The organism is Kaistella sp. CFF1-2 (genome assembly GCF_059509915.1).
Genome location: NZ_JCAKLF010000007.1, coordinates 44,450 through 70,263 on the forward strand (window position 1 = coordinate 44,450; position 25,814 = coordinate 70,263).

Sequence of the window (25,814 nt, forward strand, 5' to 3'; positions counted from 1 at the left end):
AAGCTTATTGGGCATGCGATGCCTGCAAATTGTAACAACCGAAGCTAACTCAAAATTTCACGCATGGTGCTGGTCCCCAATCCAATTGGGATTGGGTGATCGTGAGTAGTATTGCATTAATTACAGTATATACACTGATTTATTCGGTGATATATTTAATTAAACCAGGCGAAAATAAGGGAAGCCATATTAAAAATCGCATTATAGATTACGGAGATGAAAACGGAAAATAACCATAACGCTAAGGTATTTCTCTACATCGATAACAAAATCCAACCGATAGCCGAATTGCAAACGCCGGTGGTTTTTAATTTGGACACCACGAAATTGACAGATGGAGAGCATACCTTGAAAATCATAAGTCAATACGGCACCAAAGAAGGTATAAAAATCATCCCGTTTACCGTACGTAACGGTCCAATTATTAATATGGAAGGTCTTTACGAAAACGAAGTGGTGGATGGTATCTTGCCCCTCATGCTCAACGCTTATGATACGGGCAGAAAACAAAGTTTCATCATTAAAGGCAGCGAAAACCCAAGAGTAATACCCGTATGGCTTTGGGTAGTCATCTTAATCTTTGCTGCTTGGGCAATTTTTTATCTGATAACAAATTACCAACTTTAAGCAAAAGATAAAAGACACTAGACAAGAGATATGAGACACTAGACTTTAGACTTTAAACGTTACACTTTAAACTCTTTGATTTTTGATCTTTACTCTTTACTCTTTAATCTGTAATCTAAAATCCAAAATCTAAAATTAACCAGTCATGGCAAAAAAACAAAGCTTAGCAAGCAAAAAAGTAGAAAAAGCGATGCACGAAATGAAAGAAGGCACACTAAAAACAGGAACGGGCAAAAAAGTAACCAACCCGAAACAAGCCATCGCGATCGGCTTATCCGAAGCACGTGAAATGGGCGCAAAAATTCCGAAAAAACCAACGAAGAAAAAGTAAGCCTAATTAGGTTCTGGACGTAGAACCACGACCCTAAAACAACTCCAATTTATATTTTTTACAAAAACCTCTTTGCTCTTTCCTCTTTCCTCTTTCCCTTCCCGTCAGTTCGAGTAGCGAAGCGTATCGAGAACCACACCCAAACTTATTGTACATAGTACAAAAAAACCTCTTTACTCTTTCCCCTCCCGTCAGTTCGAGTAGCGAAGCGTATCGAGAACCACATCCAAACTCATAGTACATTGTAGATTGTACAAAAAAAGTCTCTCGTCTCAAAGTCTAACATCTAACATCTAACTTCTAACCTCTAACCTCTAACCTCTAACCTCTAACCTCTAACCTCTAACCTCTAGCCACAAATAGCCCCCAACCCCTAAAGGAGAGCTCATTCCACACCAATCCATTAACCATTCACAACTCACAATTAACCATTATCAATTAACAATTTACCATTAACAATTAACCATTATCAATTGTCCATTATAAATTATCAATTATCCCCTAGCCTCCAACACCATTTGTAAAGACTGGTGATCCATAAAAAAAAGAACTTCAAATATTGAAGTTCTTTACTAATACAAATAATTAGTTCTTTTTATTTTTTAATAAATTTTTTCTGGTAATTACCCTTGTCAGTTTTTACAATAAGAATGTAGATACCTTTAGCAAGATCATTGACTTGTAATTCATTGTTTAGCACTTTTGCTCTAATTGCTCTACCCGACATATCAAAAACGGCAATAGTCTCTATTTTTTCAGATGTCACGATTTGAAGCTTATCGACAACTGGATTTGGATAGATTGATATAGCAACTTTCTCAACATCCGAGGTTCCTAAAGTTGTATTTGAAACCGTAATTACATGATCAATCATTTTTCCATTCGAAATAAAACTTAAAACAATTTGGCTAGTTCCTGATATTCCTGGTGTAAGAACTAATTCGTCGTTCGAATTGATTTCTGCGGTCACAACAGAAGGATTCGTGTTAGATTTAATAGTTTTAACAATGGCATATGAATTCGTATCACCATCACTAACTTTATCTCTTAAATCAAGTATGGTAATTTCATTGGTAGAAATCGTTTTTGGCAACATTTCACTAATAACAGGCGCATCATTATCAGGAAACACCGTCACTGCTGGGAACCAATAGTAGTCGTTAAGCGTTTGTGTTTTGATTAATGCGCCCGTTGTGTCATAAGTATGAATCCAGTTTTTTTGATAATGCGCACCATAACCACTTTCTGTAGTATTCAGAATTAATTTATCAGAAACTGGGTCAACTCGTAATGCCGCACCATAAGGAATTTGTTTGTAAGTCCCCGTTTGTCCTGGGATTGCTGCAAAGTTTTCATTAAAAGTTTTTGTTGTTACATCAAATTTTACAATCTGAGTTCCTGAGGCCCATTCACTTTTAGAATTGATCCAATACAAAGCGTTTTGTTGTGTACTCGCTGTAAAGCTTCCAGCATTCCAAGCGCCCCATGACGCAATGTATTTTGTTGTCGGAATAGCATATTCTGTCGTTGCAAAAGTTGTTGGATTAATATTAATTAACTTTTGATTCTGAATCGCCCAAACACTTCCATCTTTAGCTTGTGCAACCGAATGGAAAGATCCTGGAATGGTCGTTTTTAAAGTATGCGTTTTAGGATCGATTATTAAAACGCCACTATTTTGTTTAACCACAAAAACATACTGAGAAGTTCGTATCATATTTCCTATTTGGCCAGAATAAGTGGCTCCACCACCAGTACCAGCAATCAAATCACCAACTTTCATATTTGCAATATCAAACAAGAAAACACCATTAGCAGCACCAATATAACCAGTATTTTGGTCAACCCCAACAAAGGATCTTCCATCGCCACCGCCGATGTTATCGAAACCTGCAATCTTCTCCATAGTTTTAGCATTAGCAACGACCAATCTTCCACCTGGTGTGTATTGCGTATCTCCTCCGTCAGAATCTTGTTTAGAAATGAAATAAAATTTATCACCATAGATAGTACCGTACTGTGTTGTAGCACCAAAAGCTTGGTTATTATTTTTCTCGCTATACACACGGTAATAAACTTGATCATTTTCGCCCACAAAGTTAACCGAACCATTGGTATGCCCAAACCACTCTTCGTTCACCATAAAAAAACCTTTGGTAAAATCTGCTTGTGAAGAATATACAGAAACTGGCGTGAAAGTGCTTGAAATATCTTGAGGATTCATATCGACATTGTAATTCCATAAGTCCCAAGATCCTTTACCATCTAGGTCAAAGCCAATACCTCCGATAGCCGAACCGTATTGAGTCCCCTGATAAAGCAATGTATAAAAACGTTTGTCCACTTTTGCAATGGCTTTTATCATATCTTCGCCAGTTGCGTTACCATCCCAACGGAATCCCCAAACGAGAGCATCAGGATTTTTTTGATCATTCCATTGGATAGCTAAAACCGCTTTATTAGATCCAGTCCCAACCCAATAGACAACATCATCCATTGTAAAATTGCTGTTTTTAGCTTGTTTTTTCAACGTTGTGTTTTTGACCTCCGATCGAGGAACGCCTTGCACTGTAACTTGAGCATTAGTAGAGAATGCAAAAAGAAACAGCAAAAAGAAAAGATACATCTTTCTCATAAGTACTGATTTTTATTGTTTGTTCTTTTATTTTTATTTAAAATGTAAATTGTAAGCTCCTGCCACTTCTGTCGAAACTTCTCCTAACCAACCTGCCTCTTGATTGATACCCGTATAAACTTTCACGAAATCGATACCTGGAAGTTTAACATAGTTTCCGTATTTGTCAACCGCCCAAGAGATATCAATGTTTGAGGCATCATCATTGTTTGGTGCGTTGTCAGCATAACCATACGCATAAGATTTACCAACCCAATAGGTGCCTGTGCCGCTTTGATCATAGAAGTTATCCTTAAGGCGAGTTCCTTTTAAAGAATAAGACATTTCTGAAAACCATAAAGGATAATAGCTTTGCGCATGGAACGTATTTCTAGTTTTAAAACCAGAAACACCTTGGTTATCTTGCCATTTGATGTATTGGGTGTCGGTCTGCCAGAACTCAGCGCCAGGAACAGATTCTTTATTTTCATCTGGTTTGAAGTAAGTAATTTCGTAGTTTCTTATAGTTGATTCTTTAAAATACTCGCTACCTGCAATCTCGTACCACTCGTCTTCATCGGGTTTTCCATTTTTGTTTCGGTCGTAGGCCACCATGATAATACCAGGTTCGCAAGAGCCAGCTCTTTCTTCAATCGCTTCATTTCCCCAAAACGCATTTCCTAGAATTTTGAAATCGCGACCATCATAATTCGGAATGGTATGATCAAAACCAAAAACCACATAACCTCCAAAGCCACCCAGAGTCACCATGGTCGAATTACCACCAACCAAAGATTCTTTCGCTTTTATAATCATTTTTTCTTGAGTGTCTCCAGTGGCGTACTCAGGGATTTCGTTAATGAATTGACCAACCGCTGGACGATAATCGAAAACATCCGAAATATATTTACTGTAGGTTTTTACTTCCTTGTTGACGATAATTTGGGATGTATATTTTTTAGAAACACCATTAGTTTCGGCAGTTAAAGTCAATGCATAATTCTTGGCATACCGCGAAATAAACTCTAGTTTGGGTACATCTTTAGCAATGATGGAATCATAAACGACTTCCTTGTTATCAACTATTTTCTTGGCACTAATACTCCAAGTAAGTTTTGAATCCAAATCTAAATTTGAATCGATGTCCAAAACACGATAACGACTAACCGAATAGTGATCGGCCAAAGTTTTTTCTGGAAGATTTCCTCCGTTATCAACTTCTTCACGATCCGATTTACAAGCGACAAGTGCAATTAGCAAGCTGCTTGCAAAACTTAAAGTCAATACTTTTATAGAATTTTTTTTCATAATAAATTACATTTTATTTGTACAGAAAAACAAAATGCGCTGGGATATTTCCAGCTTCTGTTTTCCATTTGAATTTTCCATTTTTATCAAAACAATATACAAATCCCATCGAAACATAATTGCGGGCATCCGTCATATAGATATCTTCCGTAATTGGGTTTACTGCAATACCATAAGGCGTTTTTATAGCGTCGGCATAAGTGGGTTCAATGATGTTTTTAGAAATAATTTGTTCGGTTTTAACATCGATAATTCCGAAAGATTTGGTGTAAGTGTGCGTGTTATAATTAAACTCATTACCGTAATAATAGAGTTTGTCATTAACAATCGTCATCTCGCTGACAGCAACGCCAAAATCTTTTTTAACCTGTCCAGAAACGGGATCAAGCAAATACAGACTCGATGGAATGGTATAATAATCGCCTCGAGAACTCACATACAAATCACCATTATTGTCTTTTTCGATATGGTGAAGATTAATCGCAACATCTATTTTTCTTAATTCTTTAAATGTCGTTAAATCCACTTCCGATACGGTTTTATCATAATTCGGAAAACGATAACCACCCGAATTGGCGACATAAAGTTTGTTCCCGATAATTTGCATTTCTTCAGGTTGATAACCAACAGTCACCTCTCTCGTAATCGCCAAAGACAATGTATCTATTTCTGCGACTTTACCGATTGGCGCGTTAGGATCCAAAACCACAGGACCTGCATAACTACTCGCATATGCCTTCCCATTTTTGAAAGCCATATAACGGCAGTTCTGAAGTTTAATCGTTTTGATACGTTTGGCAGTTTTCGCATCTAGAACTTCAATTTTATTGGAAACATTGACCACGACGTACATTTTGCTGCCGTAGATTTTAATATCGTTACCAACATCACCCAATTCCTTAACCACTTCGGGATTAATATCAGCGTAGATATTTCGATGATACGTTCCCGTTGCATAGTCGAAGTAATCCAAAGTCGATTTGTTACTTCCCATATTACCTTCATTTAAAAGATAAAAACCTTTGATAGCCGTATCTTGAGGTGGTTCTAGACCGGATTCCACTTCGGGACGAACAATAATATCATCCGTTCGACACGAGAAAATCAACAATAAAAGTGAAAATAAAAAATAGAGTTTTAGATGTTTCATAAAGTATAATTTAGGATGAGACGGAAACTTCTGCCAGGCATCGGAAAATTGATAACCACATCATAATACTGATTGAAAATATTGTTCATTTCCAAACTTGCTTTAAACTGATGTTGCTTCCAACGGAAAATCTTTTGCACCGACAAATCGTGCGTATACCAAGGTTGCACATAGTTGTACTGAATATTATCTTGGTTAACATCATAACGCTCGCCAACATACATTGCACTGTAGTTAAAACTCCAATCTTTATAATCCGCCATCATCGTGAAAGTCCCACTGTGCCACGGCGTATACGGAATTTGGTTTTTGTAAAACGTATCATCAGGATCGCTAACATCCTGCGCTTTTTGATACGTGTAAGAAAGCAACGGTCTTAGTTTTACATTTCCAATTTTGAAAGTGGACTGTAGGTTAACGTCCACACCGCGGATCTCCACACGACCAAGATTCATCATCAGCCAACGGAACATACTGCCATTGGGAGCTGCCACAATTTTGTCCTGAACTTCATTATAATAGCCATCAACTTTTAAATACAACTCTTGAAAAAAATCATTTCTAAAACCTTTGTGATAAGTAAAACCAACATCATATTGCGTGGTATATTCAGGTTTTAGATAGGTATTCCCGATGTTGGTGTAATACAAATCATTAAATGTTGGCATTCTAAAAATCCGTTTATAGAAAGCTCTTAACGTTAAATCTTTAGTATTGAAAGGCTGATAAGCAGCATAGAAAGCAGGTGTCCATTCTCGACGGTCTGGGGATTTCGCATTTTTTTCAACATTTTCATGAACGAAAGTTCCTAGAAAACTTCCCATAAAACGAAGTCGATTCCATTGATAAGTCGACGCTAAAGCCACTAAATTGGTATAACGCGTCGGATATGAAAAATTAACCAAATTGGCATCCAAATTATTAAATTGGAAATCACCATTTAAGCTGACATCCCAACTCGGTGTAATCGTGTAGATGTTAGAAGAACTAACGTAGACTTCGCGTTGTGTATAAGAATTCTCGGATCTTATCACATATTCTGTACGCACCGTGTCCGCATAATACGTGTAATCGTAGGCGAACTTGGCTTTAAGTTGGGTTTCGAATTTTGGAAAAAGTTTTTTTCTAAAAGTGGCTTGCACAAAGTAATTATCATCCGTCATCCTAGAACCACGAGCACCAAATCGACCGTTAACAATGGCCGCAGGAATACCGCGGTTAGAGTTGTAGGCGTAACCACGAATATTCCAACTACCGTTACGGATTGTGCCATTGAGTGTGGTTTCAAAACGTTTGGCTTTAATGTCCGAATCTTGCCTTTTTGCAATCGTGTCATACGCGATCGCTCCATCTGGATATCTTTTGAAATAGCGAAACTTGTACACGCCATCACTTTCCAAATATTCCGAGCTAAAGCTCATCGTAATATTGTCTGACAGTTTTTGCTCTAGTCGAAAAGAAGGATTAAATAATTGTATCGTACTATTTTTGAGACGTATAGAGAGATTCGTTGTTTTGCCACCAGTAAACGAAGGCGTTTTGGGTTGAAGATAAATGGCACTTGCCGAGGCAAAATCTTTTGCAGGTTGGAAGATTTCACTTTTTTGACCATTATATAAGGAAATACCGTCGAGATCGTCTAAGGAATAGCGTCCCAAATCAACCAAACCATTTTGCGCATTTCCGAGCTGGATGCCATCGTAAAAAACACCAACATGTTGACTTCCCAAACTTCGTACATTGATAGTTTTTAGACCACCAACACCGCCATAATCTTTGATCTGGACTCCCGAAAAATAACGTAAAGCATCTGCAACCGACGCGCTGCTCAACCTTTGTAAGTCTTCACCACTTAAAGTTTGCGCAGGGATTACATCCTTCAAATCACGTTTGAAAAGAATAACTTCCGTGATTTCTTTTTTGAAAATACTGTCTTTGCTCTGTCCAAAAACCAAAGACATCGCAAAAAAAGCCACAAAAAATGCCGCTCGAAAAATCGATAAAAAAAGTCGGGTCACCATTAGCTCATGTAGATTAATGATGACGCTAATGGAGAATAAGAATACAAAGCAACAGTGCAAAAACTGCACAGTAACTCCGTTGTTCTAGGCTTTATTCCACGAAAGCGCCAAACGTTAAACATACTGGCAGGTCTTCTGACTTACTTCATTTTCGGAATCCTTCCCATTCTAAGAACAGTGGATATAGTTACCAAAAACCTTGTGTGAAGCTTACAGCAGCGGGTCTGTCTGGGATTTTCACCCAGTTCCCTTTTAAAGCTTTTTATAGCTCACCAGTTTTGCAAAAGTAAAGATTAATTGTGGAACTTGAAAATAAAAAAAGACATCCGAAATCTTTCCTCTTTTCTCTTTCCCCTCTGATCCTTCCCCACCCGTCAGTTCGAGTAGCGAAGCGTATCGAGATCCACAGCCAAACTCATAGTACATTATACATTGTACAAAAAAAGTCTCTCGTCTCAAAGTCTAACATCTAACCTCTAAATCAAAAAAGGCCCCAACCCCTAAAGGGGAGCTCATTCCACACCAATCCATTAACCATTATCAATTGTCCATTAACAATTAACCATTAGCCATTATCAATTAACCATTAGCCATTATCAATTAACCATTGTCCATTATCAATTACCAACTAACTTCTAATCTCTATTTCCCAATGCAGAATCTAAAGAAGTGTTTATTAATAGTAGTTTAAAGATATTGAAGCGTACAAAAGTAGTACGAAACTTATTTACCTTTAATAGAATACTATTTATACTTAAGTAGAGACTTTTGAATTAATGCGCCGTTAGATTGACTAACGCCAAATTCTTTTGATACTTCTGACCACTTAGAAAGCGCAGAAACAGTTTGCTCCATCACATTCTCAATGAATTCTTTTGATAGTTTAGCTTCTAATCCTAGTTTTATTAGATGTTTTGATGTAACATTCCTACCTTCTCCCATGACCATCGTGCTTTGTTCACCACCTGGTCCAGATGAAAAAGTAAGGTCGTAAGCAGGTGATAATTTCCATTCTCCAAATTCATTCATCAGAAAAGAAAAATTCTTAGCGTGATCGTCCCGATTGTGCGCCATCACATTAAAAACGGCAAACCGAAACATTTTTTCTACTTCACGAATATCTTTGGTTAAAGCTCCCGTCAATGCTAACAAGTCCTCATAATCAAGCGATGGCAATCTAAAATTACTGTGAACAAGTCCGCTCACGGTATGCATATGGAAACGCTTATTTCCCTCTCTATCAAAACGTTTTACGGCAAAATAACCATTACCTTTCTGTGATGGAAACAAATGTACTTCAGGCATCTTAATTCCAGCTTCTAAAGCCATCAATGCATAAACATATTCTATTGCTCCTGCATCTTTTCCGTCTTGAGAATTAGGAAATTTCACCATCCAATGTTCTAAACCATCGCTCAGCTGATCAGCACCAAAAGCTATTTTTGTTCGATCAGTGTTTACACCAATCAATGCTTTTGGTCGCGCTCCTGCAGAAGATCCATTCAAAGCCAAAAGTTCGGCAATTACATCTTCTGAATCACCTTCGAAAATCTCTTCGGTTTGTGTAGCCAAAATATCCAAATCAATCATCTCAGTACGAGTATCTGGACTTTGATCGGGTTCATAAATCAATGCACCCATACCGTGCAATCCAACGTACGCCAAACGGTCAAGTGGTGAAATATCCGATGGTAAAATCCCCTCTGAACGTAACATACGATCAAATAGTAATCTTCCCCAACCGTCGGGCAAACTATCATTGAAAACACCTGCCAAACCTTCAAAAGGATCTCTTGGAAGCGCTATTACATCTCGTTGCAAAGGAAGTTTTATAGGTGAAATTTCGATATTGGCTTGCAGAAATTCTTCATCGTATTGAAAATAGAGGATACCATCACGAATTGCCAGTCGACCAACGTGTTGAATCCCAGAACCAAAATTCAGTCCTACTTTTATTTCAGTAATGCCTATTTTCATTTTCTGCTTCCTCGTTTTTTAATTGGTTTTTCCTCTAATTTTAGTACATCATCAATAGATTTAAAAATCTGTTCTTTCGGTTTTAAAACATCAACCATTTCTTCCAATCCACCAATTACAGAAAGAATTTTTAAAAATGATTCTAAAGAAATCACTCCTTTTTGTTCAAATTTCCTTAAAGTAGGTAACGGAACTCCCGATCTTTCTGCCAACCCTTCCTGTGTTAGATTCATTTGCAATCGCCTTTGACGGAGATGTGCTACTAGCTTTTTTTGTATTTTAGACAAAGAATTAAATAACATAATGGTATTATTTAATGTGCTTATTTAATTATAAGTAATAGTATTGTATTACAAATATAATGAATTTACATCTAATTTATTATTATAGTAAACAATACAACCAATGACCTGACTTTAAAGTGCACAAAATCACTCCCAAACAATCTTTATTTTTCATTTGATAAAAAGTAAAAAACTAATAGACTTGGTTTGTCTATAATGGTTCGGAGCTTTGTTAAAAAATAAAACAATATGAATATTGCAATTGTAGGTGGTCGTGATTTTAACGATTATGATCTTTTGAAAAAAACAATGGATGAGTACATCAATAACAAAAGTTCTTTAACGGCAATAGTCTCTGGAGGCGCAAAAGGTGCTGATTCTCTTGCCGAGAAATACGCCTCGGAAATTCAATACTGAAATGATTGTTTTCCCTCCAGAATGGGAAAAATACGGTCGAGACGCTACATCTATGCGCAACACTCAGATTATTGAAGCATCGGATGTTATATTTGCGTTTTGGGATGGTAAGTCTAAGGGAACTTTGGATAGTATAAATAAAGCTAAAAATTTAGAAAAAACATTGTTTATTATCAACTATTAGACAAAGAAACTAGGAATTATCCTAGTCTCTTTTCGTTTATGCATAAATTCGATTTGATTTCTTTAAGTATTTTTTAAATTTTCAATACCCACATTTAAAAACCGTAAAAACTCTTCCTTTACATACGGCGGTTCTATTGAAATAAGTCGTTCTGTATGGGTTAATAGTTCTTGATAGAAATCGTAAGTTGGCACCAAATGAAGTTCAATTTTGTATTCATTTTCATCATCAACCAAAACTTTTTGACTCCCATGCAAAGGAAGTGACTTAACATATTTTCCTTGTTCTGTATCAAATGAAAGTACTATGCGATCAGGCTCTTGATCCAAAGTGGATATAATTCCAAATGAATTTTTGAACAAATTTTCCACTTCTATCTCTTCCTTTTCAAATGTCTTTTGATGAATATCCAAATTTGAAATACGATCGAGTCCAAATGTTTTGATAAAGAACTCCCTACCATCTTGCTCATTTGCAAGAAGATACCAGCGGTTTCTAAACTCCTTTACAGCATAAGGTTCAAGAACTTTTTTGTGAGCAACGTTCTCCCAATGTTTGGTATACTCTAAACTGATTACTTTTTTATTTTTTATCGCATGCACTATTCCGTCAATATTATGAAGTCCTGTAGCTTGGCGTTTTTCGAACAAAATAATGTTAGCTTGATCTGAAGTTTGCCTATACGCATTTACCAATAACAAATTATCAAAAATAGTTTGCGACGAATCAGATAAACCTTCTTCCAAAATTTGATACGTCATTGTAGAGCGTTTAAAACCAATTTCAATACCGAAAAGATCTTCCAAAAGTTGCCGATCTCGTTTAAATGTTTTTTCACTAAAAGCCAATTCTCCATCAAAACTATCTTTATGGTATTTTTCTTCCAAATAATTTCTGATTTCATCATAAGATGCACCTTTTGGTTTCGTTTTCAAATAATCTCTAATATACATTAGACGGTACATTTGTTCTCTTTTTGCCATGCTATTTTATTTTTATAGTCCAAAGCTAAATAAATAAACAGACAATTAATGTCTGTTTATCTTCTTGTAAAGAAATTTAAATTAACTTCTTCTATTCCAGCTTCGCCCATCATTGGTAGAGTAAAAGAGACCTTTAGAAGTGATTCCTAAAACTTCTTTTCCATTATCCGTCAGGTCAGAAAACTCTCCTGTTGAAGTACTCCCTGAAAATCGCGAATTCCATGATCTTCCATCATTTGTTGAATATTCGATTTTCTTTGCATCTTTTGGGGAAATTCTGATAAACTCATTTCCTCTTTTAATCATTGTTGGCATTGTTGTATGTTTTAAAATTATAGACAAAACTATAATGCTACTGGGCCAAAAGGTGTCTTTTTACTATTTTATCTAAATTCTTTTATTAGCACTAAACATTAAAAAAAGTCGGCAACATTAAGTGCAGAAAAATCGGGCTTAATCGTAATGAATAAAAAATAATCCATTTCATTATTCATTTTTCTATACTTTTCATCAAAAAAAATAGGAACATCTAAAAATGTCTCCTTAATTACTCTATTAATTTCTTGTTCATGATGATACGAAAACGTAGTACCATTTCGCGAACCATATTGAATCAAAATTTATAGAAATGGATCAAAAATGTTAGAACGGGATGAAAACTTATTTTTCACTTGAGATATTAAAGCGTGAGAGTCGCCATAAAAACAATATACGGATTGCATTTCTGGAGTATAGAAAGAGTAAGATCTTTATACTTAATAAGATCTAAATACGTACTAGCTGGTAAACTTTCTTTTTGAAAATGATGATACTCTGTCCATTGTTTTAAAAGTAATTCAATATCAGTATTGATCTTACCTTTGCGTAAACTTCTAATCTGTGATTGATCTTTAAGATGAATACTCTTTTTCTGAAAATATTCTTCCGAAATAAATGACTTATATCTATTGTCGAAAGGCGCTAACAAGAATAAAAGTTCAGTATACTCAACATCCCCTTGTGCATCTAAAAAAAAAATCCATTTGGCAACTAAGTTTTCAAACTTTTCTTGTGTTTCAATAATTTGCCTCTGTAGCAATACCGCAGTCTCATACTCCTGATTGCGAACAAATCTTCTTTTCTTTAAGTTAAGGCCAAAAAAAGAATCCCATTTCTGGGAATCTTTTTATCTATTTTTCCATTGATGGACTGCTTCAATGATGGAATTACAGTACTCTTTTGTTGAGATTTTCCTGTTATTAGGATGATATGCATTAAGCAGAAGATGTTTTTCATTTTTATATATGTGCAAATCTGGATTTTCTTCATTTATCTCAAGTTCTCCAAAAGAATCTGCAAAGAGATCATAATCAAAATATTTCATCGTATTTCCAAAAATGACAACATCTGGATTAATAATTTCAATTTGTTTATGTAGCGCTTCTTGATTTTCAAAATAAAAATCTTGAATTTCCGAATCAACAGCCACACTTCCGCCAGGAACTTTCTTAACATTGATATAGGCAACTTTTTGCATACAATCAATAATGTCTGGATCTTTATAAAATCACCCATTGTATCCCAATTTTCACCAGTAAAAATTCCGTTTGTCGTATACACGATTGGTTTGAATGTTTTCTCCCAACCTTTTTTTAAACCTGTATCCGTTCTTATATCATAATTAAGAGCCTCTCTCATATCCCAACCGTCATCACCGCTGTTCGCTTATTTTAAAATCCAAAGAACTTTAATAGGTGCTGCTAGATACTTTTCGACATCAACAATACCATCGGGAATCATCAACCTTTTCCCTTCTTCATTATCCTTACAAAAATCACTCAAATTAGTTGCAACCCTTTCTTCTAACAATTCAATTTTAGTCATTACTTAAGAGCTTTATATTTTAATAGTACAAAACCAAAAATACTTAATAATAGTAAAATCAACACTATAAAACCTAGTATTAAAAACATTACTTTTAACACTATGGTTAAAAATTGATCTGATTTCTTAGGTAAAAAGTCCTTTATCGTACTTTTTTTATTTATACTTACCACTTCTGGAGGAATTTCTTCAAAATAAGTATCCCTAATTTTTTCTATAATATTTCTCAGATATAATTTCATGTTGTAAAATAACGAAACCTCTAAGCCAAACGACGACCATTTATTTCTAATAATATCCAATCTAAAAACTTCTACCGTCATTCATTGATTAAGCGGGGAAATCTTCAAAAAAAACGAGCATTTAACAGACTTACAAATTCGTCTGTTAAACTGACAGTAAAAGTATTATTCTTAATATCAGCATCAACAAAGAAGTCATACATTTTTTCGTCAATACGAGAAAAATTTTCAAGCTGATTATTTTCTACTATAGATTGAAAAACCACATTCGTAATTTGAAGTTCCTTTATTTCCATCTCGAATTGATCAAAATCCTCTTTCGGTAAACCAATACTTCTCATCAACTCCTCCTCTGTAATAAAATTCAGTAATAATTGATCTTTAGCATAATACTGAATAAAAAAAGCAGATAATAGCAAAGATGTTTTCGTGTCTATCTTAAATTTTTCCGAAATCAAGTGTATTTCATTTCGAAAATACTCCGATGCCGCCTCTACTTTATTTTCAGTTAAACGATTCAAGCTTGTAAGAAAATAGTAGTCACAGCTTTTTTCATATAGAGACTCAATGATCCCAAGAAATTCATCACTACATTTCATCATCAATCTCTTAGTTTTTTGAGTGCTTTTGCAGAAATAGAAAACTTTTGTCCAGTAAAGGGCATAAAAGACGGCTTTACAGGAATCAAATAATATTCATTTCGTTTCTGATCTTCGAGATCTAGTACTGGCACAGGATAATAATCAAATTCTTCAATCTCAATAAGCCCTTTTTCTTCCAAAGAATAGATGCATTCACGAAATCGAAAATAAAGCGAACTACTAAAATCGAATTGGTAAAAGCGAAGCAAATCTTTAAATACTATAAATTCTGATTTTGGAATCCCATACTGTATTTCGCAATGCATTAGAGCTACCAAAATCATGGCTTCATTATAGTCCACAGTAAAAATATTCTTAATGTTGTATAATTTATCCGAAATCTCAGAACGTAACCTTTCCAAATAGATTAATCGAACACGGTTGTGTTCATTTCCGTAATCTACATACGAAGCATAATCAGTCACTAAACATCTGATATTATAATGAATACCCTCGACTGTTTGTAGTATTTGTTCTTGTTTTGTAGTCATTTTAACTTCTATTTTGCAATTCGTTTTTTCGGTAGTTTTCTAATAATCTTTGAATATTCTCCTTCCCAACTGGATTTTGACTATGAACTGCAAATTCGGGTAAACCTACTTCATGATCCATGCAATACTTAACCAAAAATTTGGCGCAATCATAACCAGACTTCCCTTCTCCCAAATCATGATCAAAAGAAATAAACGTTGGAAGCTGGTTTGCCTCAATAAATGCGACAAATTCCGTGTAGTTTTTAATGATAATATAATCCCTAGGAGCTTCTCTGAGATCGTCTAAGAATACTTTTGTAGCCATATCATTTCATATTATTTTGACAAATCTCACATAGGATATAGTCAAACTAAGTCTGTTTGATATTTTACAATCTGAAAAGGCTAATTTTAAAGTTATCGACAAGAAATTTTATTTGAAATTGAAATGATTAACAGCAAATGATTGAAGAAAAAAGGATCTGCAGGAAAAAGTAAAGCTCTTTACAAACTATCCTTACTCTAATCTTAACTCTTCCAAATATCCCAAGTTTTACCCAATGTTTCAGACTTAAAGCTCCCTTTTGTTGTTTTGGCAAATAAGGTTTGATTCCGTTTTCCTAAGTAATAGAATTCACCTATATTTTCTGAACCTAAAAACTGCTCCCGCCAGCTAATTCCAGCATTGTCAGATAGCTCCAATTGAAGAGAATCGCTTGGAGATATCCGAATTAATTGCATACCAATATAAACGATAGAGCTCATAACTAAAATCCTATTATTACCGCCTTTTTTTGAGTCTCCCACTTTTCAGAATGGCAGAAATCCAACACCTGTTTCAAAGTAGGTTTTTGGTTGTTCAAGACCTCCTCCATCAAGATTTTCCGCGCAATATTTTCCATCTCGCCACCCGAAAACTGAAACTCAGAAGCAAGTTGTTCAGCTTGAATTTCTGATAAAAATGGTAATTTCAAATTCCAAATTCTCGCAGCATTTTTCAACTCCGGTTTTGAAAATCTAATTTTATACAAAAATCGACGTTCAAAAGCGGCATCCATATTATCTACAAGATTGGTTGTTGCAAATAGAATCCCATCGAATTTTTCCAATTCTTCAAGCAAAACATTTTGAATTGCATTTTCTGTGTCGGCTATATTGGAACTTCCGGCAGACTTTCTTTTTCCGATAATAGCATCCGCTTCATTAAAAAGTAAAATAGGACATCTTTTCTCTTCTTTCTTTAGTTCCTCATAATCGGTAAAAATCTTTTTGACCAATTTTTGACTTTCTCCAAACCACATACTTTTCGTTTCGGAAATATCCACTTTAAAGATATTCCGTCCAGAAGATTTCGCCAATTGATATACACTTTCTGTTTTGCCTGTTCCTGGATCTCCATGCAATAACACCGTAATTCCTAAGGGCAACGCTTTTTGATTTAATCGCTTTTGAAGTTTTTTGAATTGAATTTCAGATAACGTTTTCTGAAGTATCTCAACAGAAGACACTTCACTTTCATTGTAAAGCAATTCTTTTTTCTTAATGTTTTTATGCTGAATTAATTTCTTGTTCTCGTCCTCAAAATACTCTAAGCGGATATTTTCTTTTTCCTTCAAAAGTTTAAGCGCAGAATTTGTGAGTTTCGCTTTAGTACGATTTCGATACTGTGAATTAGAAAATTCAATAAGCTTAAAAGAGGTTAATTTACTTTTCCCATTGAGCAAATTTTCAGTTAGGTCTATCTGCGTACCTTTTCTTGGTTTATAATCTTCGATTGTTAACTGTACATCTGTATTAAAATCATTATCTCCATTTTCTAAAGCATCTTTAATTGTTTCCAGAAAAAAGTAGGATTCAAAAGCGGTCAATTTCCATTGTATTATTTTTTGAATCACCTCATTATCTTCATAATCATCAAGAATAGATTGAACAAAATCATAAAATTCATTTTTTGTGATCGCATCATTTTTAAAAAGATCAATTTGGACGGAATAAAGCTCTATAATGTCAATCAAACTATTTTCATTATCATCATTTGCAGGCAATTCAAGATTCTTGGTAATAGAATACACTAATTCTCGACTTAATTTGTAATCCATCGATTTCCCATCAAAATGTCGACTTTTAAAAAGGAGTTTTTTCTTGAAAAGTACCTCTATTTCTTTGTTGTAAAAAACAAGTTTGTAATCTTCGAAACCAAAATAATTGAAAACAGCAGAAAGTGACGAATTACCGTAAGAAAATATAAATGCGTTGGACAATATCACTGCTTGTATTTCTGTAATGTCAAAATAGGCAGAAAGTTTTTGTAAATCACTTTGAAGCACTTCAAATAGTGGCTCACGAAGATTAGAATCTTTTGAGTATTTGTAAACATTTTCAATGGTTTCCAAAACATTAAACTGAGTTTTTGTTTCCATAATTCTATTTTTTATGGTACAAAGATGAACACCTTAATGGTCAAAAAATGTCGTTTTGATTACTGAATACTATAATTTTTTACTTATTTTGTTACATTCTTTGGTTTTCTCTTGGACTTCCTGTAATCCCAAGGGGAAATAGCATGAGGATCTGCCCATAATCCCTTCTTTTGATTTTGTGCTTTCTTTTGTAATTCGCCTAAACTTTTATCTTTAGAATATTGATAAAACCACCAGCCATAACCTGCTTTGATTATTTCAGCAGACAAATACGTATCCTTCCCATAATACACTTTCGCAATAGCCCTACCGTATCGATCCTTACTAGTAACATATACCGTTACATTTTTACCAAAAACTTGCGATGCTGTGTACTGCTTCGCATTTTTACCAAACGCCTGCCCACTTTCTGGACAATCTACTTCTGCTAATCGTAAAACTTTCGTGGTCTTATCCTGGAACAAAACTTCAATGGTATCGCCATCCTTAATGCCAATTACTTTTGCCGTTTGTTGACAAAAAAAAATTGTATAGAAATGTAGAATAAAAAGGATGTAAAATTTTTTCATTGTAAATAAAATAGATTAATGCGCATTCTAGTTTGGCAATTTCTCTAGAATATTAAAAATAATCACCATTCCAAACGTATCTCGTTCGCAATACTTCAACAAATCATCGCGAAGATGATCGTTAACGAATCCTTTGTTTTCGATAGATTGCAAATACAGATTACTCGCCATACCACCGTCGCCAACCTCGAGATCGTCGTAGGAAAATTCCGGCGCAAGAGCAGGGAGAACTGATTTAATAGAAGCAGAATTTCGCATTTCGGGAAGATAATACCACCCTTTTTGAAAGACAACAAGCAAATCGACAACTCGTTCGATTAACCCTTCCAAAAAATCAGCATCTTCGGGAAAGTCTTGCGCTAACTCTCGTAATCTACTTATCTCAAACGATTGATTATAGGTCACTATACTTCCTTTTGCTTCGAAATCCAATTTCATCTGCTCAATCATTTGCTTTCTTGGATCTATATTGATTTCAGAAAAATCTTCTGGGTTTGCTAAAAACTCTTTATGATTAATTTCTCCAATAGCATTACCAACATGCAACGAATATTGAAACGGAACTTGCTGATAGGGTCTTGTACCATCTAAAACCGGAATTGCGGGGAAGACAGTTTCGAAATCGAAAAAATGCAACGGATATTCCCATTTTGAAAAAAAATCAAGTATCGACTTGCTGTCAACATAGGTTTTATTAAACTTCAATCCATGCCATTGCAATCGTTGAAAAGACGTTAGTTGGTACTCTTCTGGAATATCTTCTAATTTCAAAATTCCTTGATTGTATAAATCCCATCCTTTCTTTCCTCCACGGTATAAGGTGAAAACCGAGTTTTCAGGCACATGCTTCCAACAATGGTGCTGATAGTCACAGCCGAAAGGAGTTCCGCAATGTCCACCAATTTCAACTTTCGGCTCATCGAAATTGCTAACCACATTAATAATACGCTTAATATTATCGGTAATCCAAGGTTGTAAATCAATCACTCTTTCAGTCAGATCCTCCAAATGAAAAAGTTCATCTAAGATTTCGCCCTCTTTAACATATTGATTGTTGATGTGCATTAATAAAAAACGATCAGGTGAACAACCTGCTTCATTCATTGCCCAATATTGTACTGCCGCATCCCAAAGATGATATTCCTTTACCGATGTGCTATTTTTCACTTCAATAGCTACTAAATCATCTCCTTCCCAATGCAAAATATCCAACATAGATAATACATTTCCTGCGCTGAATGTTGCTTCGTATATCGTCTTTTTTTCAGAAATCCATTTTTTTGTATTGGCAATTGCCGTTGAAAAATCAGAGTAATTTTCTGGAGTAGCATCTTCACCATTTGGAAACTTTTGTTGAGCAAAAAAACCGATCTTATGTCCCAAATCAAAAACTTGTTGAGTTTTCTCATCCACAGGCAGTTTTAGATCTTTTCGGTGATAATCAAACCATACTTTTTTATGACATTGTACCCCTGAAATAAAGCGGGATTTAGATATGTTTTTCATGAAACTAGTCTTTTAATAGTACAAAAGTAAAACAGTAAATGGTCGAAATACGACCATTTGTTTTTTTTACTCAAACTAGAGTACAAAAAATTAGATTGTAAGAAAATGCAACACTAAAATTTCAATAAAAAATACGATCCCTATTTTCTAAAATCCAATTTCTTAAACTATCTAATTTCTGAAGTCCATCTTTCACTACAGTTTCTTGCAATTCAAAATCCTCTAATCTATTTACAACAGGAGAAAAAACTCTAAGTGAAAAGTGTTTAGTATGTTTTACAAATGTTATCCAGTCCGGTAGAATTTCCTGTATTTCATATCCTGTTTCTAAAGGAAATCCTTTAAAAGTTGCATCAACATTTCCTTGCTTAAATTTATGATAGAATACTATTCTTTCTAATGACCTATCATAAAGCATCGGCCAATCACTATTAAATGGAATTACTTCTGGTTTTTTCATAGTAAATTGAGGAAAATATAATTCCTTATAATCCCAATACTTCTTCCAAAAAGTCTGAACTGGTAAAGAATTAATCGGCTGATACCCTCTTCGTAATTTTTCAATTCCTATCTGCAATAATTGACTTTTAAAAAGATCTCTCCTAGAAGCATTGAACCTAAACTGTTCACTAATTTCTTCATAGGTAATAAAACTTTCAAAATCCATTTGATTAGTGCAGTACAATTTTGGAGCTACCATGAGGCAATAACACTCATCACATATATTGTTTTTCACATATTCTATCGATCTTCGAAAATATCTATTAAATTGCTCGTCTTGAAAATTTGCATCCAGTTTATTTTCAATAAGTACGATAATTTTACTTGTATTTGAAAGATACGCGAACACAATATCAGATTCACCAAGTCCAAAATCAGATATGCTTCTCCAAGCTCCTAAAAAGTCTGTAAAAATTGGAAGATCCGCTTGATTGATGAACCATTCACAGAATGAATTGTCAGTTGAAAGCTCTTCCAATAAAAGTAAATCAATATCCCTTTCTCTAATTGATTCAACCGGAATAATGTCGTTTTGCATGAATATAATAAAAGCGAATTATGTATATTTTGTTATCACTGTTATACTTTTACAATTTCTTTTTTGAAATTTTTGACAACCGAATAATCTTCTTTTCAGCTAATGTTTTCTTCTTTTTACGAGGTTTTGGATTTATTCGTCCTTCAATTTGAGGTTTTGGACTTTTCTTTTGTTTTGGTAAATCTCTATAAAGCATTCCATTCTGCGAATCATAAAGGATATCGCTTAAAACTAAGCAGATATCATAATCAATGTCATGCCCATTAATATCTAAATTATCAGGAAACTTCTTCCGATCAACAGTCCATCCTTTCAGGCTAATTAACACTCTTGGACTATCTGGTTCGTAACCGCCTTGAAATAGTATACATTTCAACAGCTTCATTTCTTGAGACGGTTTTCCATCCTTCCCTTTCACAAAAAGTTTTCTCCTAAAAAACTCAGTATTTTCTCGATACTCGACATTTTTTAAACCTTCTCTCATATCATCAAGATAGATATTCTTAATTGTCAAATAGAGAATATTTTCTTTTTTCAATTTTAATTGATCAACTACTTTCTGTAAATCAGGCGTATAACTCATAATAGGTGACTTAAAAATAGTTTTTATACTCTAAAATTTTTGAAGCTAGCCGTTTCTCTAAAAAAGCATTACCTCCCGTAAGCGCTTTTTGTATTTCTTGAGATTCGAAAAAATAAGACTCAACCTTTTCTTGACTCCAATGAGCAGGAGGCTTTTGCAAGTTGGTTATTCGGTCTGCTATTTTTACTGCCCACACCTCTTTTGGTTGAAGCTTGATACGCTCCAAACTGTCATAAACTTTTATCTCTTTTGCCAAGTCATCATTCTTCGTAAGAGCTTGAACTGCTTTAGCTATTTCATTAGAAAAATTGCTTTCGATGTCATCAAAAGATGTATTTGTATCTTCTATAATATCATGCAACAAAGCCACCTGAACAGCAAAATTGGTATCGAAATCTAGTGAATTAGCTCCAGCTAGCAGCACCTCCATAGCAACGTTTGATAAGTGAACAACATAGGTAATTGAAGTACCTGGAATTTTTTGGTTAATTGCTTCATGCTTTTCTGCAGCATAAAGCAGCGTCTTTTGGTAATTATCCTGAATATTCATACATCTATTTTATTGTTAAACTGATCCTATTTCTTATGATTATGATCTTCAAGATTATAACTTCTAAAATCATACATTCTTGCTACATTTATCCAAATATACAAAATGTAATTGCCTTTAAATAGATATACTTGCTAAATTGACCATCAAAATGAAGTCAAAAAAGGTGTCTTGAGATGAATAAAATAAAAAAAAATACCCAGTGGCAGATTTTCAATCTTAATCAAGTGACAACAAGTGCTCCGAATAAAAAACTACCTCCTTACATTTCTATTTTTACATACAACTAACTATCGAAGCTTTCAATTTGTTTTTGCATACATATTGTCGTAAATGCATAAAATATATTCTTCTTCCATTACCCTTTGGTTAATGGAAAAAATAAAAAGAACACTATTTTAATAAATTAATTGAGAATATACTCAATGTAAATATTTGCATTCTCTTTCTGAAAATAAACATGGTTATTATTAAAACCTTCAATACTTAAATCATCCTTCCAATTAACGTCTAAATATGAAGTATTGGAAACGATATAAGAATCCAATTCAATTCCAGCTTTTTCAACTTGTGGTTGAATTTTTTCTTTCAAAACTTTAAAGAATTGAATTTTAGGATCGTTTATTCCTTTTGAATTGCGAATACCTTTGGGATCTATAAACTTAATAATTTGCTTATCACCATCCACAATCCATACGATGAAATCTGGATAGAAATTATTACCATCCGTAAAGAATCCCAAACCTTTTTTACTTTGGTTTCTAAGAACATGTACTTCTTTGCCTTCTAAAGAAGATGGTTTTGAAGCTACATAGACAATTAAATCATCTAAAAATTGTTTCTCAGAATCATCTAAAGGAATAGGACTTACTTGTAATTTTTCCTTATACCCCTTTCCAACGTAAACTAAAGGTTTATAAAGGTGGAGGAGATTATCAAAAGCATCAACTTCAGATCCAATTTGAACATTATTAAATGCAGGATCAATAATCTCTTCATTCAATTGTTTGATTTTTGTTTTATAATGCTCAATTTCTTCCTCTGTATTTAATCTAAAATCATATTCTAAAACAAAATTATCATCTGTACCAGACAATTGAATTGCTTCAACATGATCAGAACTGAATTCATTTTTATAGAATAGGTAAAACTGCTCAATATATTTTTTTACTAAAGTAATCGCTATCTCGTGCCAAATATAAACGTTAGAGTATTGAGTGTATTCCATTTTATGCTTTGGAATCAATAGTTTATACCAAGATACTTCCTCAATAATACTTTGTAATTGTGGCAGTTCTATCTTTAAATTATGATAACCTTTATCTGCTTTAAAGCTCTGGATTTCTATATAAAATGCATTCCAGTTTATTAGAGAAAGGTGAGCTTTACTCAAATAAGCTTCATTCTTACTAATTGCAACACCAGAATTTGTTTTCTCTAAAACATCAATCTTCGGATACCAATCCAGCTCCACAGACTTCCCTGTAAAAATTGAAGCCTTATAAATTAATGGTACAATTACTTTTTGCTTAAAATTTTCAGAATCTTTAACTGCAATTAATTTCAGTTTGTTCTCCTTAACGATTTCTTTTTGAATAGTGGGAACTTTGATTGTAATCCAAGATGAATCATTGCTTGGTAATCCTTCTTCTTCCAAGAATTCCTTAAACTTCTCCATATAATCGGCTTTTACACCAAAAATTTGAAGTGTTTCTAATTGTCTTAAATATTTTTTAAGAATTTTAATATTATTAGGTCTTTGATATTCATCTAATCCCGAGGAACGTTTTAAAGAGAAATTGTATCCCTTTAGTCGAACTCCACGTCCGAATAGCTGAATAATTTGCGAACCTTCACTTTTTCCCACGTTCATTAATCCCATAGATGAAACTCGCCAAGATGACCAACCTTCTGAGAATTTTTTGGATCCAATTAATAAGTTGATCGAAGAAGATTCTTCGTTAATCATTTTAAATAATGAATCAGAAAAATCACGTTCGGTACCTAAAACTTTATTATTAATGGCTAAGTCATGTAATTTCTTTTCATCTCCTACGTTGATGACACCAAAATATTCATTATCACCAACTCGTAGTCCTAGCTCGCCATCAGCACCCTTTAAGTTATCTAAATATAAATTAGCTCCAATTGTTGTATTGTTAAACACCAATTCATTAATCAAATTGAAAATCGTGTTGGCATCTAACTTTTGCTCTTGAATATACGAAAACGAATGTTCGAATATTGAATAGCCTTTATTATCTACTAAACCTGCTTTATTATTAATTACGGCATCTATATTTTGGATCGAAACAGATGGATTCTTCAGGAATTTTGTTAAAAAATAGATAATTTCTAATACATCTGAAACATCTTTTCCGTCTTCTTTGCGAACTGCGTTTACTTTACCTCCTACAAAAATCCATAGAGGTTTATGCAATAAAAAATCTCTTAACTCACTTTTCTTTTCTTTGTACAACAATTGTTGCTGAAAGAAAGAAACTAGATTTGCAGTAAGATATAATTGCTGATAATCGTTATTATTTTCTTTTAGGTTTAAAATGCGATAATCTTTACCATAACCATCTTCGTAAAAGTATTTATAAGAATAATCGAATAAAATACTTTTGGCATATTCTTGCGTAAAATCAGTTTTCTTAGCTCCTGTTGCTGCATTAATTGCCTGACCAAAAGTCGCTGAGTATTCAAACGCAAAACCTGTTAAACTTAATTGATCTCTAAATCTTTTCCAAGAATCACCAGACATCCCACCATGCCCTTCATCAATCAATACAAGATTATCTGTTTCGAAACTTTCTACGGCAACCGTTTTATCACCACTATTTTCAGCTAGTTTGGTGATTTCGAGAATTTCGACTTGTCTTCCTGAAAACATTCCAGAATCGTTTTTTGAAAAACTGTTCGCTCGAATATCCGATAATTTGAATTCATCTAAATGTTGTTTCGTTAAGCCTTCATTTGGTGTAATCAACAAAACTTTATTTTGGTGATGTTGGTTATAATGATTGGCATAATGCAGATATTGCTTAATGTTGACGTGCATCAACAATGTTTTTCCAGAACCTGTTGCGTTCCAAAAAGCTAATTTATTTAAACTCTCAAGTGAAAACGGTTGGGCAAGAAAAGTATCTTTATCTTTCTTGTTACCTTTTGTTTCAGCTTGTTTCAAATTAAATTCTTTGACGAATTCATTTAAATCTACCAGAAGCTTTACTTTATTCTGAAAATATTTATCCAAATAAACTTCTGTAAATAGTAGAGATAGATACTGGAAGTATTTCCATGTAATCAGCTCGCTTCTTTTTTCAGAGATTTGTTTAGTGTATCGTACAATATTCTCGTCGTACGTTTGCAACATCGTTGGTGTTATTTGCTCAGAATTGTACAAATAGTTGATTAACGACTGTAAGTATTTTGTATTCCCTTCTTCAGTATAACCTTCATTAGAAGACAATTTAAGTTCGGTGAAAATTTCTACTCCTTTTTTTCCAATTATTTTTTTTCCAATACTATCAATTCCGAAAAGAGAAAGCATGTATTTGTTGAGTACAAGTTTGTCGTGAAAATTTGCCATTATAAAAAAAGAAAGGTTTATAGTTTGATAATAATGTCGTTTTCAAACATACTATCTACGTTAATAAGACCAATTAAAAACTCATTAAAGGCAGTGTTTTTTGTATTGGCAAATAAAACACCGCGTAATGTACCAGTTGTAATCATTGCTAAATGCTTTCCAAAATTGCAAGGAATAGAAATTTGATCTTCTTTTCTTAATTTCTTTTCAAAGTCTGGAGCATCAATCGCAAAATAACAAGTGATATCTTGTTTTAGTAATGGTTTATCCTCTTTTTTTAACATAAACTCCATATTTACGCCTAATACTTTTTCCTCCGTATTAACGCCAAAGCCGAAGCCAATTTCTTGTTCTATTGGATTTTCTAAAGCCAGTGTTTCCTCAAATGCAGAAAACTGATTTTCTTCTATTTTTACAAAAGAAAACTTAATGGCTAA

Annotated in this window: 28 protein-coding genes and 1 riboswitch; of the genes, 4 read left to right on the forward strand and 24 right to left on the reverse strand. The window is 33.9% G+C overall.

The window, feature by feature from the left end; genetic code table 11:
* Nucleotides 1-216: 216 nt before the first annotated feature.
* Both AC5XHR_RS13045 and AC5XHR_RS13050 read left to right on the forward strand, forming a co-directional pair.
* Nucleotides 217-627 (forward strand): cytochrome C, encoded by a 411-nt coding sequence (locus AC5XHR_RS13045; protein WP_495951227.1) that lies wholly within the window; start codon nucleotides 217-219, stop codon nucleotides 625-627.
* A gap of 145 nt (nucleotides 628-772) precedes the next feature.
* Nucleotides 773-958, forward strand: a complete 186-nt coding sequence (locus tag AC5XHR_RS13050; protein ID WP_495951228.1) for a DUF6496 domain-containing protein — start codon at nucleotides 773-775, stop codon at nucleotides 956-958.
* A gap of 595 nt (nucleotides 959-1,553) precedes the next feature.
* On the opposite strand, the gene AC5XHR_RS13055 is transcribed toward AC5XHR_RS13050, so the two are convergent.
* The 6 genes from AC5XHR_RS13055 to AC5XHR_RS13080 form a co-directional block, all read right to left on the reverse strand.
* Entirely contained in the window at nucleotides 1,554-3,593 is a 2,040-nt protein-coding gene (locus AC5XHR_RS13055) for a DUF5074 domain-containing protein (protein ID WP_495951229.1), read from the reverse strand.
* Between the two features lie 33 nt (nucleotides 3,594-3,626).
* The gene (locus AC5XHR_RS13060; RefSeq protein ID WP_495951230.1) at nucleotides 3,627-4,880 is read right to left on the reverse strand and encodes a cell surface protein; all 1,254 of its coding nucleotides are present in this window, start codon (nucleotides 4,878-4,880) and stop codon (nucleotides 3,627-3,629) included.
* A gap of 13 nt (nucleotides 4,881-4,893) precedes the next feature.
* Complete coding sequence (locus AC5XHR_RS13065) at nucleotides 4,894-6,030, reverse strand: YncE family protein (protein WP_495951231.1); 1,137 nt, start codon at nucleotides 6,028-6,030, stop codon at nucleotides 4,894-4,896.
* Nucleotides 6,027-8,051, reverse strand: coding sequence for a TonB-dependent receptor plug domain-containing protein (locus AC5XHR_RS13070; protein ID WP_495951232.1), 2,025 nt, complete (start codon nucleotides 8,049-8,051; stop codon nucleotides 6,027-6,029). Before AC5XHR_RS13070 ends, AC5XHR_RS13065 begins: the two co-directional genes overlap by 4 nt.
* Nucleotides 8,052-8,159: 108 nt before the next feature.
* A riboswitch (cobalamin riboswitch) is annotated at nucleotides 8,160-8,343 on the reverse strand.
* A 452-nt stretch (nucleotides 8,344-8,795) separates the two neighbouring features.
* A complete protein-coding gene (locus tag AC5XHR_RS13075; RefSeq protein ID WP_495951233.1) occupies nucleotides 8,796-10,028 on the reverse strand; it encodes a type II toxin-antitoxin system HipA family toxin in 1,233 nt (410 codons plus the stop codon).
* A complete protein-coding gene (locus AC5XHR_RS13080; protein ID WP_495951234.1) occupies nucleotides 10,025-10,330 on the reverse strand; it encodes a helix-turn-helix domain-containing protein in 306 nt (101 codons plus the stop codon). Before AC5XHR_RS13080 ends, AC5XHR_RS13075 begins: the two co-directional genes overlap by 4 nt.
* Nucleotides 10,331-10,561: 231 nt before the next feature.
* Between AC5XHR_RS13080 and AC5XHR_RS13085 the strand changes: the two genes are divergently transcribed.
* Nucleotides 10,562-10,729, forward strand: a complete 168-nt coding sequence (locus AC5XHR_RS13085) for a DUF2493 domain-containing protein (protein ID WP_495951235.1) — start codon at nucleotides 10,562-10,564, stop codon at nucleotides 10,727-10,729.
* 1 nt (nucleotide 10,730) lies between these two features.
* Nucleotides 10,731-10,913 (forward strand): hypothetical protein, encoded by a 183-nt coding sequence (locus AC5XHR_RS13090; protein WP_495951236.1) that lies wholly within the window; start codon nucleotides 10,731-10,733, stop codon nucleotides 10,911-10,913.
* Between the two features lie 62 nt (nucleotides 10,914-10,975).
* Here AC5XHR_RS13090 and AC5XHR_RS13095 read toward each other — a convergent pair whose 3' ends face one another.
* The 18 genes from AC5XHR_RS13095 to AC5XHR_RS13180 form a co-directional block, all read right to left on the reverse strand.
* Nucleotides 10,976-11,896, reverse strand: a complete 921-nt coding sequence (locus AC5XHR_RS13095) for a helix-turn-helix transcriptional regulator (RefSeq protein WP_495951237.1) — start codon at nucleotides 11,894-11,896, stop codon at nucleotides 10,976-10,978.
* 81 nt (nucleotides 11,897-11,977) lie between these two features.
* Nucleotides 11,978-12,211: a beta propeller repeat protein gene (locus AC5XHR_RS13100; protein ID WP_495951238.1), complete on the reverse strand. Its 234-nt coding sequence runs from the start codon at nucleotides 12,209-12,211 to the stop codon at nucleotides 11,978-11,980.
* Nucleotides 12,212-12,575: 364 nt separating this feature from the next.
* On the reverse strand, nucleotides 12,576-12,974 hold the full coding sequence (locus AC5XHR_RS13105) for a hypothetical protein (RefSeq protein WP_495951239.1): 399 nt from the start codon (nucleotides 12,972-12,974) through the stop codon (nucleotides 12,576-12,578).
* Between the two features lie 87 nt (nucleotides 12,975-13,061).
* Entirely contained in the window at nucleotides 13,062-13,412 is a 351-nt protein-coding gene (locus tag AC5XHR_RS13110) for a hypothetical protein (protein WP_495951240.1), read from the reverse strand.
* A gap of 188 nt (nucleotides 13,413-13,600) precedes the next feature.
* Entirely contained in the window at nucleotides 13,601-13,759 is a 159-nt protein-coding gene (locus tag AC5XHR_RS13115) for a hypothetical protein (RefSeq protein ID WP_495951241.1), read from the reverse strand.
* Complete coding sequence (locus AC5XHR_RS13120) at nucleotides 13,759-14,001, reverse strand: hypothetical protein (protein ID WP_495951242.1); 243 nt, start codon at nucleotides 13,999-14,001, stop codon at nucleotides 13,759-13,761. Before AC5XHR_RS13120 ends, AC5XHR_RS13115 begins: the two co-directional genes overlap by 1 nt.
* A 104-nt stretch (nucleotides 14,002-14,105) precedes the next feature.
* Nucleotides 14,106-14,603: a hypothetical protein gene (locus tag AC5XHR_RS13125; protein WP_495951243.1), complete on the reverse strand. Its 498-nt coding sequence runs from the start codon at nucleotides 14,601-14,603 to the stop codon at nucleotides 14,106-14,108.
* Nucleotides 14,603-15,133: a hypothetical protein gene (locus AC5XHR_RS13130; RefSeq protein WP_495951244.1), complete on the reverse strand. Its 531-nt coding sequence runs from the start codon at nucleotides 15,131-15,133 to the stop codon at nucleotides 14,603-14,605. Before AC5XHR_RS13130 ends, AC5XHR_RS13125 begins: the two co-directional genes overlap by 1 nt.
* Nucleotide 15,134: 1 nt before the next feature.
* Nucleotides 15,135-15,440 carry a cyclic-phosphate processing receiver domain-containing protein gene (locus AC5XHR_RS13135; protein WP_495951245.1) on the reverse strand — a complete coding sequence of 102 codons (306 nt, stop codon included), beginning with the start codon at nucleotides 15,438-15,440 and terminating at the stop codon, nucleotides 15,135-15,137.
* Nucleotides 15,441-15,643: 203 nt separating this feature from the next.
* Nucleotides 15,644-15,880: a hypothetical protein gene (locus AC5XHR_RS13140; RefSeq protein WP_495951246.1), complete on the reverse strand. Its 237-nt coding sequence runs from the start codon at nucleotides 15,878-15,880 to the stop codon at nucleotides 15,644-15,646.
* A 2-nt stretch (nucleotides 15,881-15,882) separates the two neighbouring features.
* On the reverse strand, nucleotides 15,883-17,535 hold the full coding sequence (locus AC5XHR_RS13145) for an ATP-binding protein (protein ID WP_495951247.1): 1,653 nt from the start codon (nucleotides 17,533-17,535) through the stop codon (nucleotides 15,883-15,885).
* A gap of 83 nt (nucleotides 17,536-17,618) precedes the next feature.
* The gene (locus AC5XHR_RS13150; RefSeq protein WP_495951248.1) at nucleotides 17,619-18,104 is read right to left on the reverse strand and encodes a thermonuclease family protein; all 486 of its coding nucleotides are present in this window, start codon (nucleotides 18,102-18,104) and stop codon (nucleotides 17,619-17,621) included.
* Nucleotides 18,105-18,131: 27 nt separating this feature from the next.
* Nucleotides 18,132-19,610: a DUF2779 domain-containing protein gene (locus AC5XHR_RS13155; protein ID WP_495951249.1), complete on the reverse strand. Its 1,479-nt coding sequence runs from the start codon at nucleotides 19,608-19,610 to the stop codon at nucleotides 18,132-18,134.
* A 121-nt stretch (nucleotides 19,611-19,731) separates the two neighbouring features.
* The gene (locus AC5XHR_RS13160; RefSeq protein ID WP_495951250.1) at nucleotides 19,732-20,649 is read right to left on the reverse strand and encodes a PD-(D/E)XK nuclease family protein; all 918 of its coding nucleotides are present in this window, start codon (nucleotides 20,647-20,649) and stop codon (nucleotides 19,732-19,734) included.
* Between the two features lie 49 nt (nucleotides 20,650-20,698).
* Nucleotides 20,699-21,232 (reverse strand): hypothetical protein, encoded by a 534-nt coding sequence (locus AC5XHR_RS13165; RefSeq protein WP_495951251.1) that lies wholly within the window; start codon nucleotides 21,230-21,232, stop codon nucleotides 20,699-20,701.
* 10 nt (nucleotides 21,233-21,242) lie between these two features.
* Nucleotides 21,243-21,782, reverse strand: a complete 540-nt coding sequence (locus AC5XHR_RS13170; protein ID WP_495951252.1) for an HD domain-containing protein — start codon at nucleotides 21,780-21,782, stop codon at nucleotides 21,243-21,245.
* A gap of 406 nt (nucleotides 21,783-22,188) precedes the next feature.
* Entirely contained in the window at nucleotides 22,189-25,377 is a 3,189-nt protein-coding gene (locus tag AC5XHR_RS13175; RefSeq protein WP_495951253.1) for a DEAD/DEAH box helicase family protein, read from the reverse strand.
* 17 nt (nucleotides 25,378-25,394) lie between these two features.
* Nucleotides 25,395-25,814: hypothetical protein (locus AC5XHR_RS13180; protein ID WP_495951254.1), on the reverse strand; the 420-nt coding region annotated here is incomplete at its 5' end.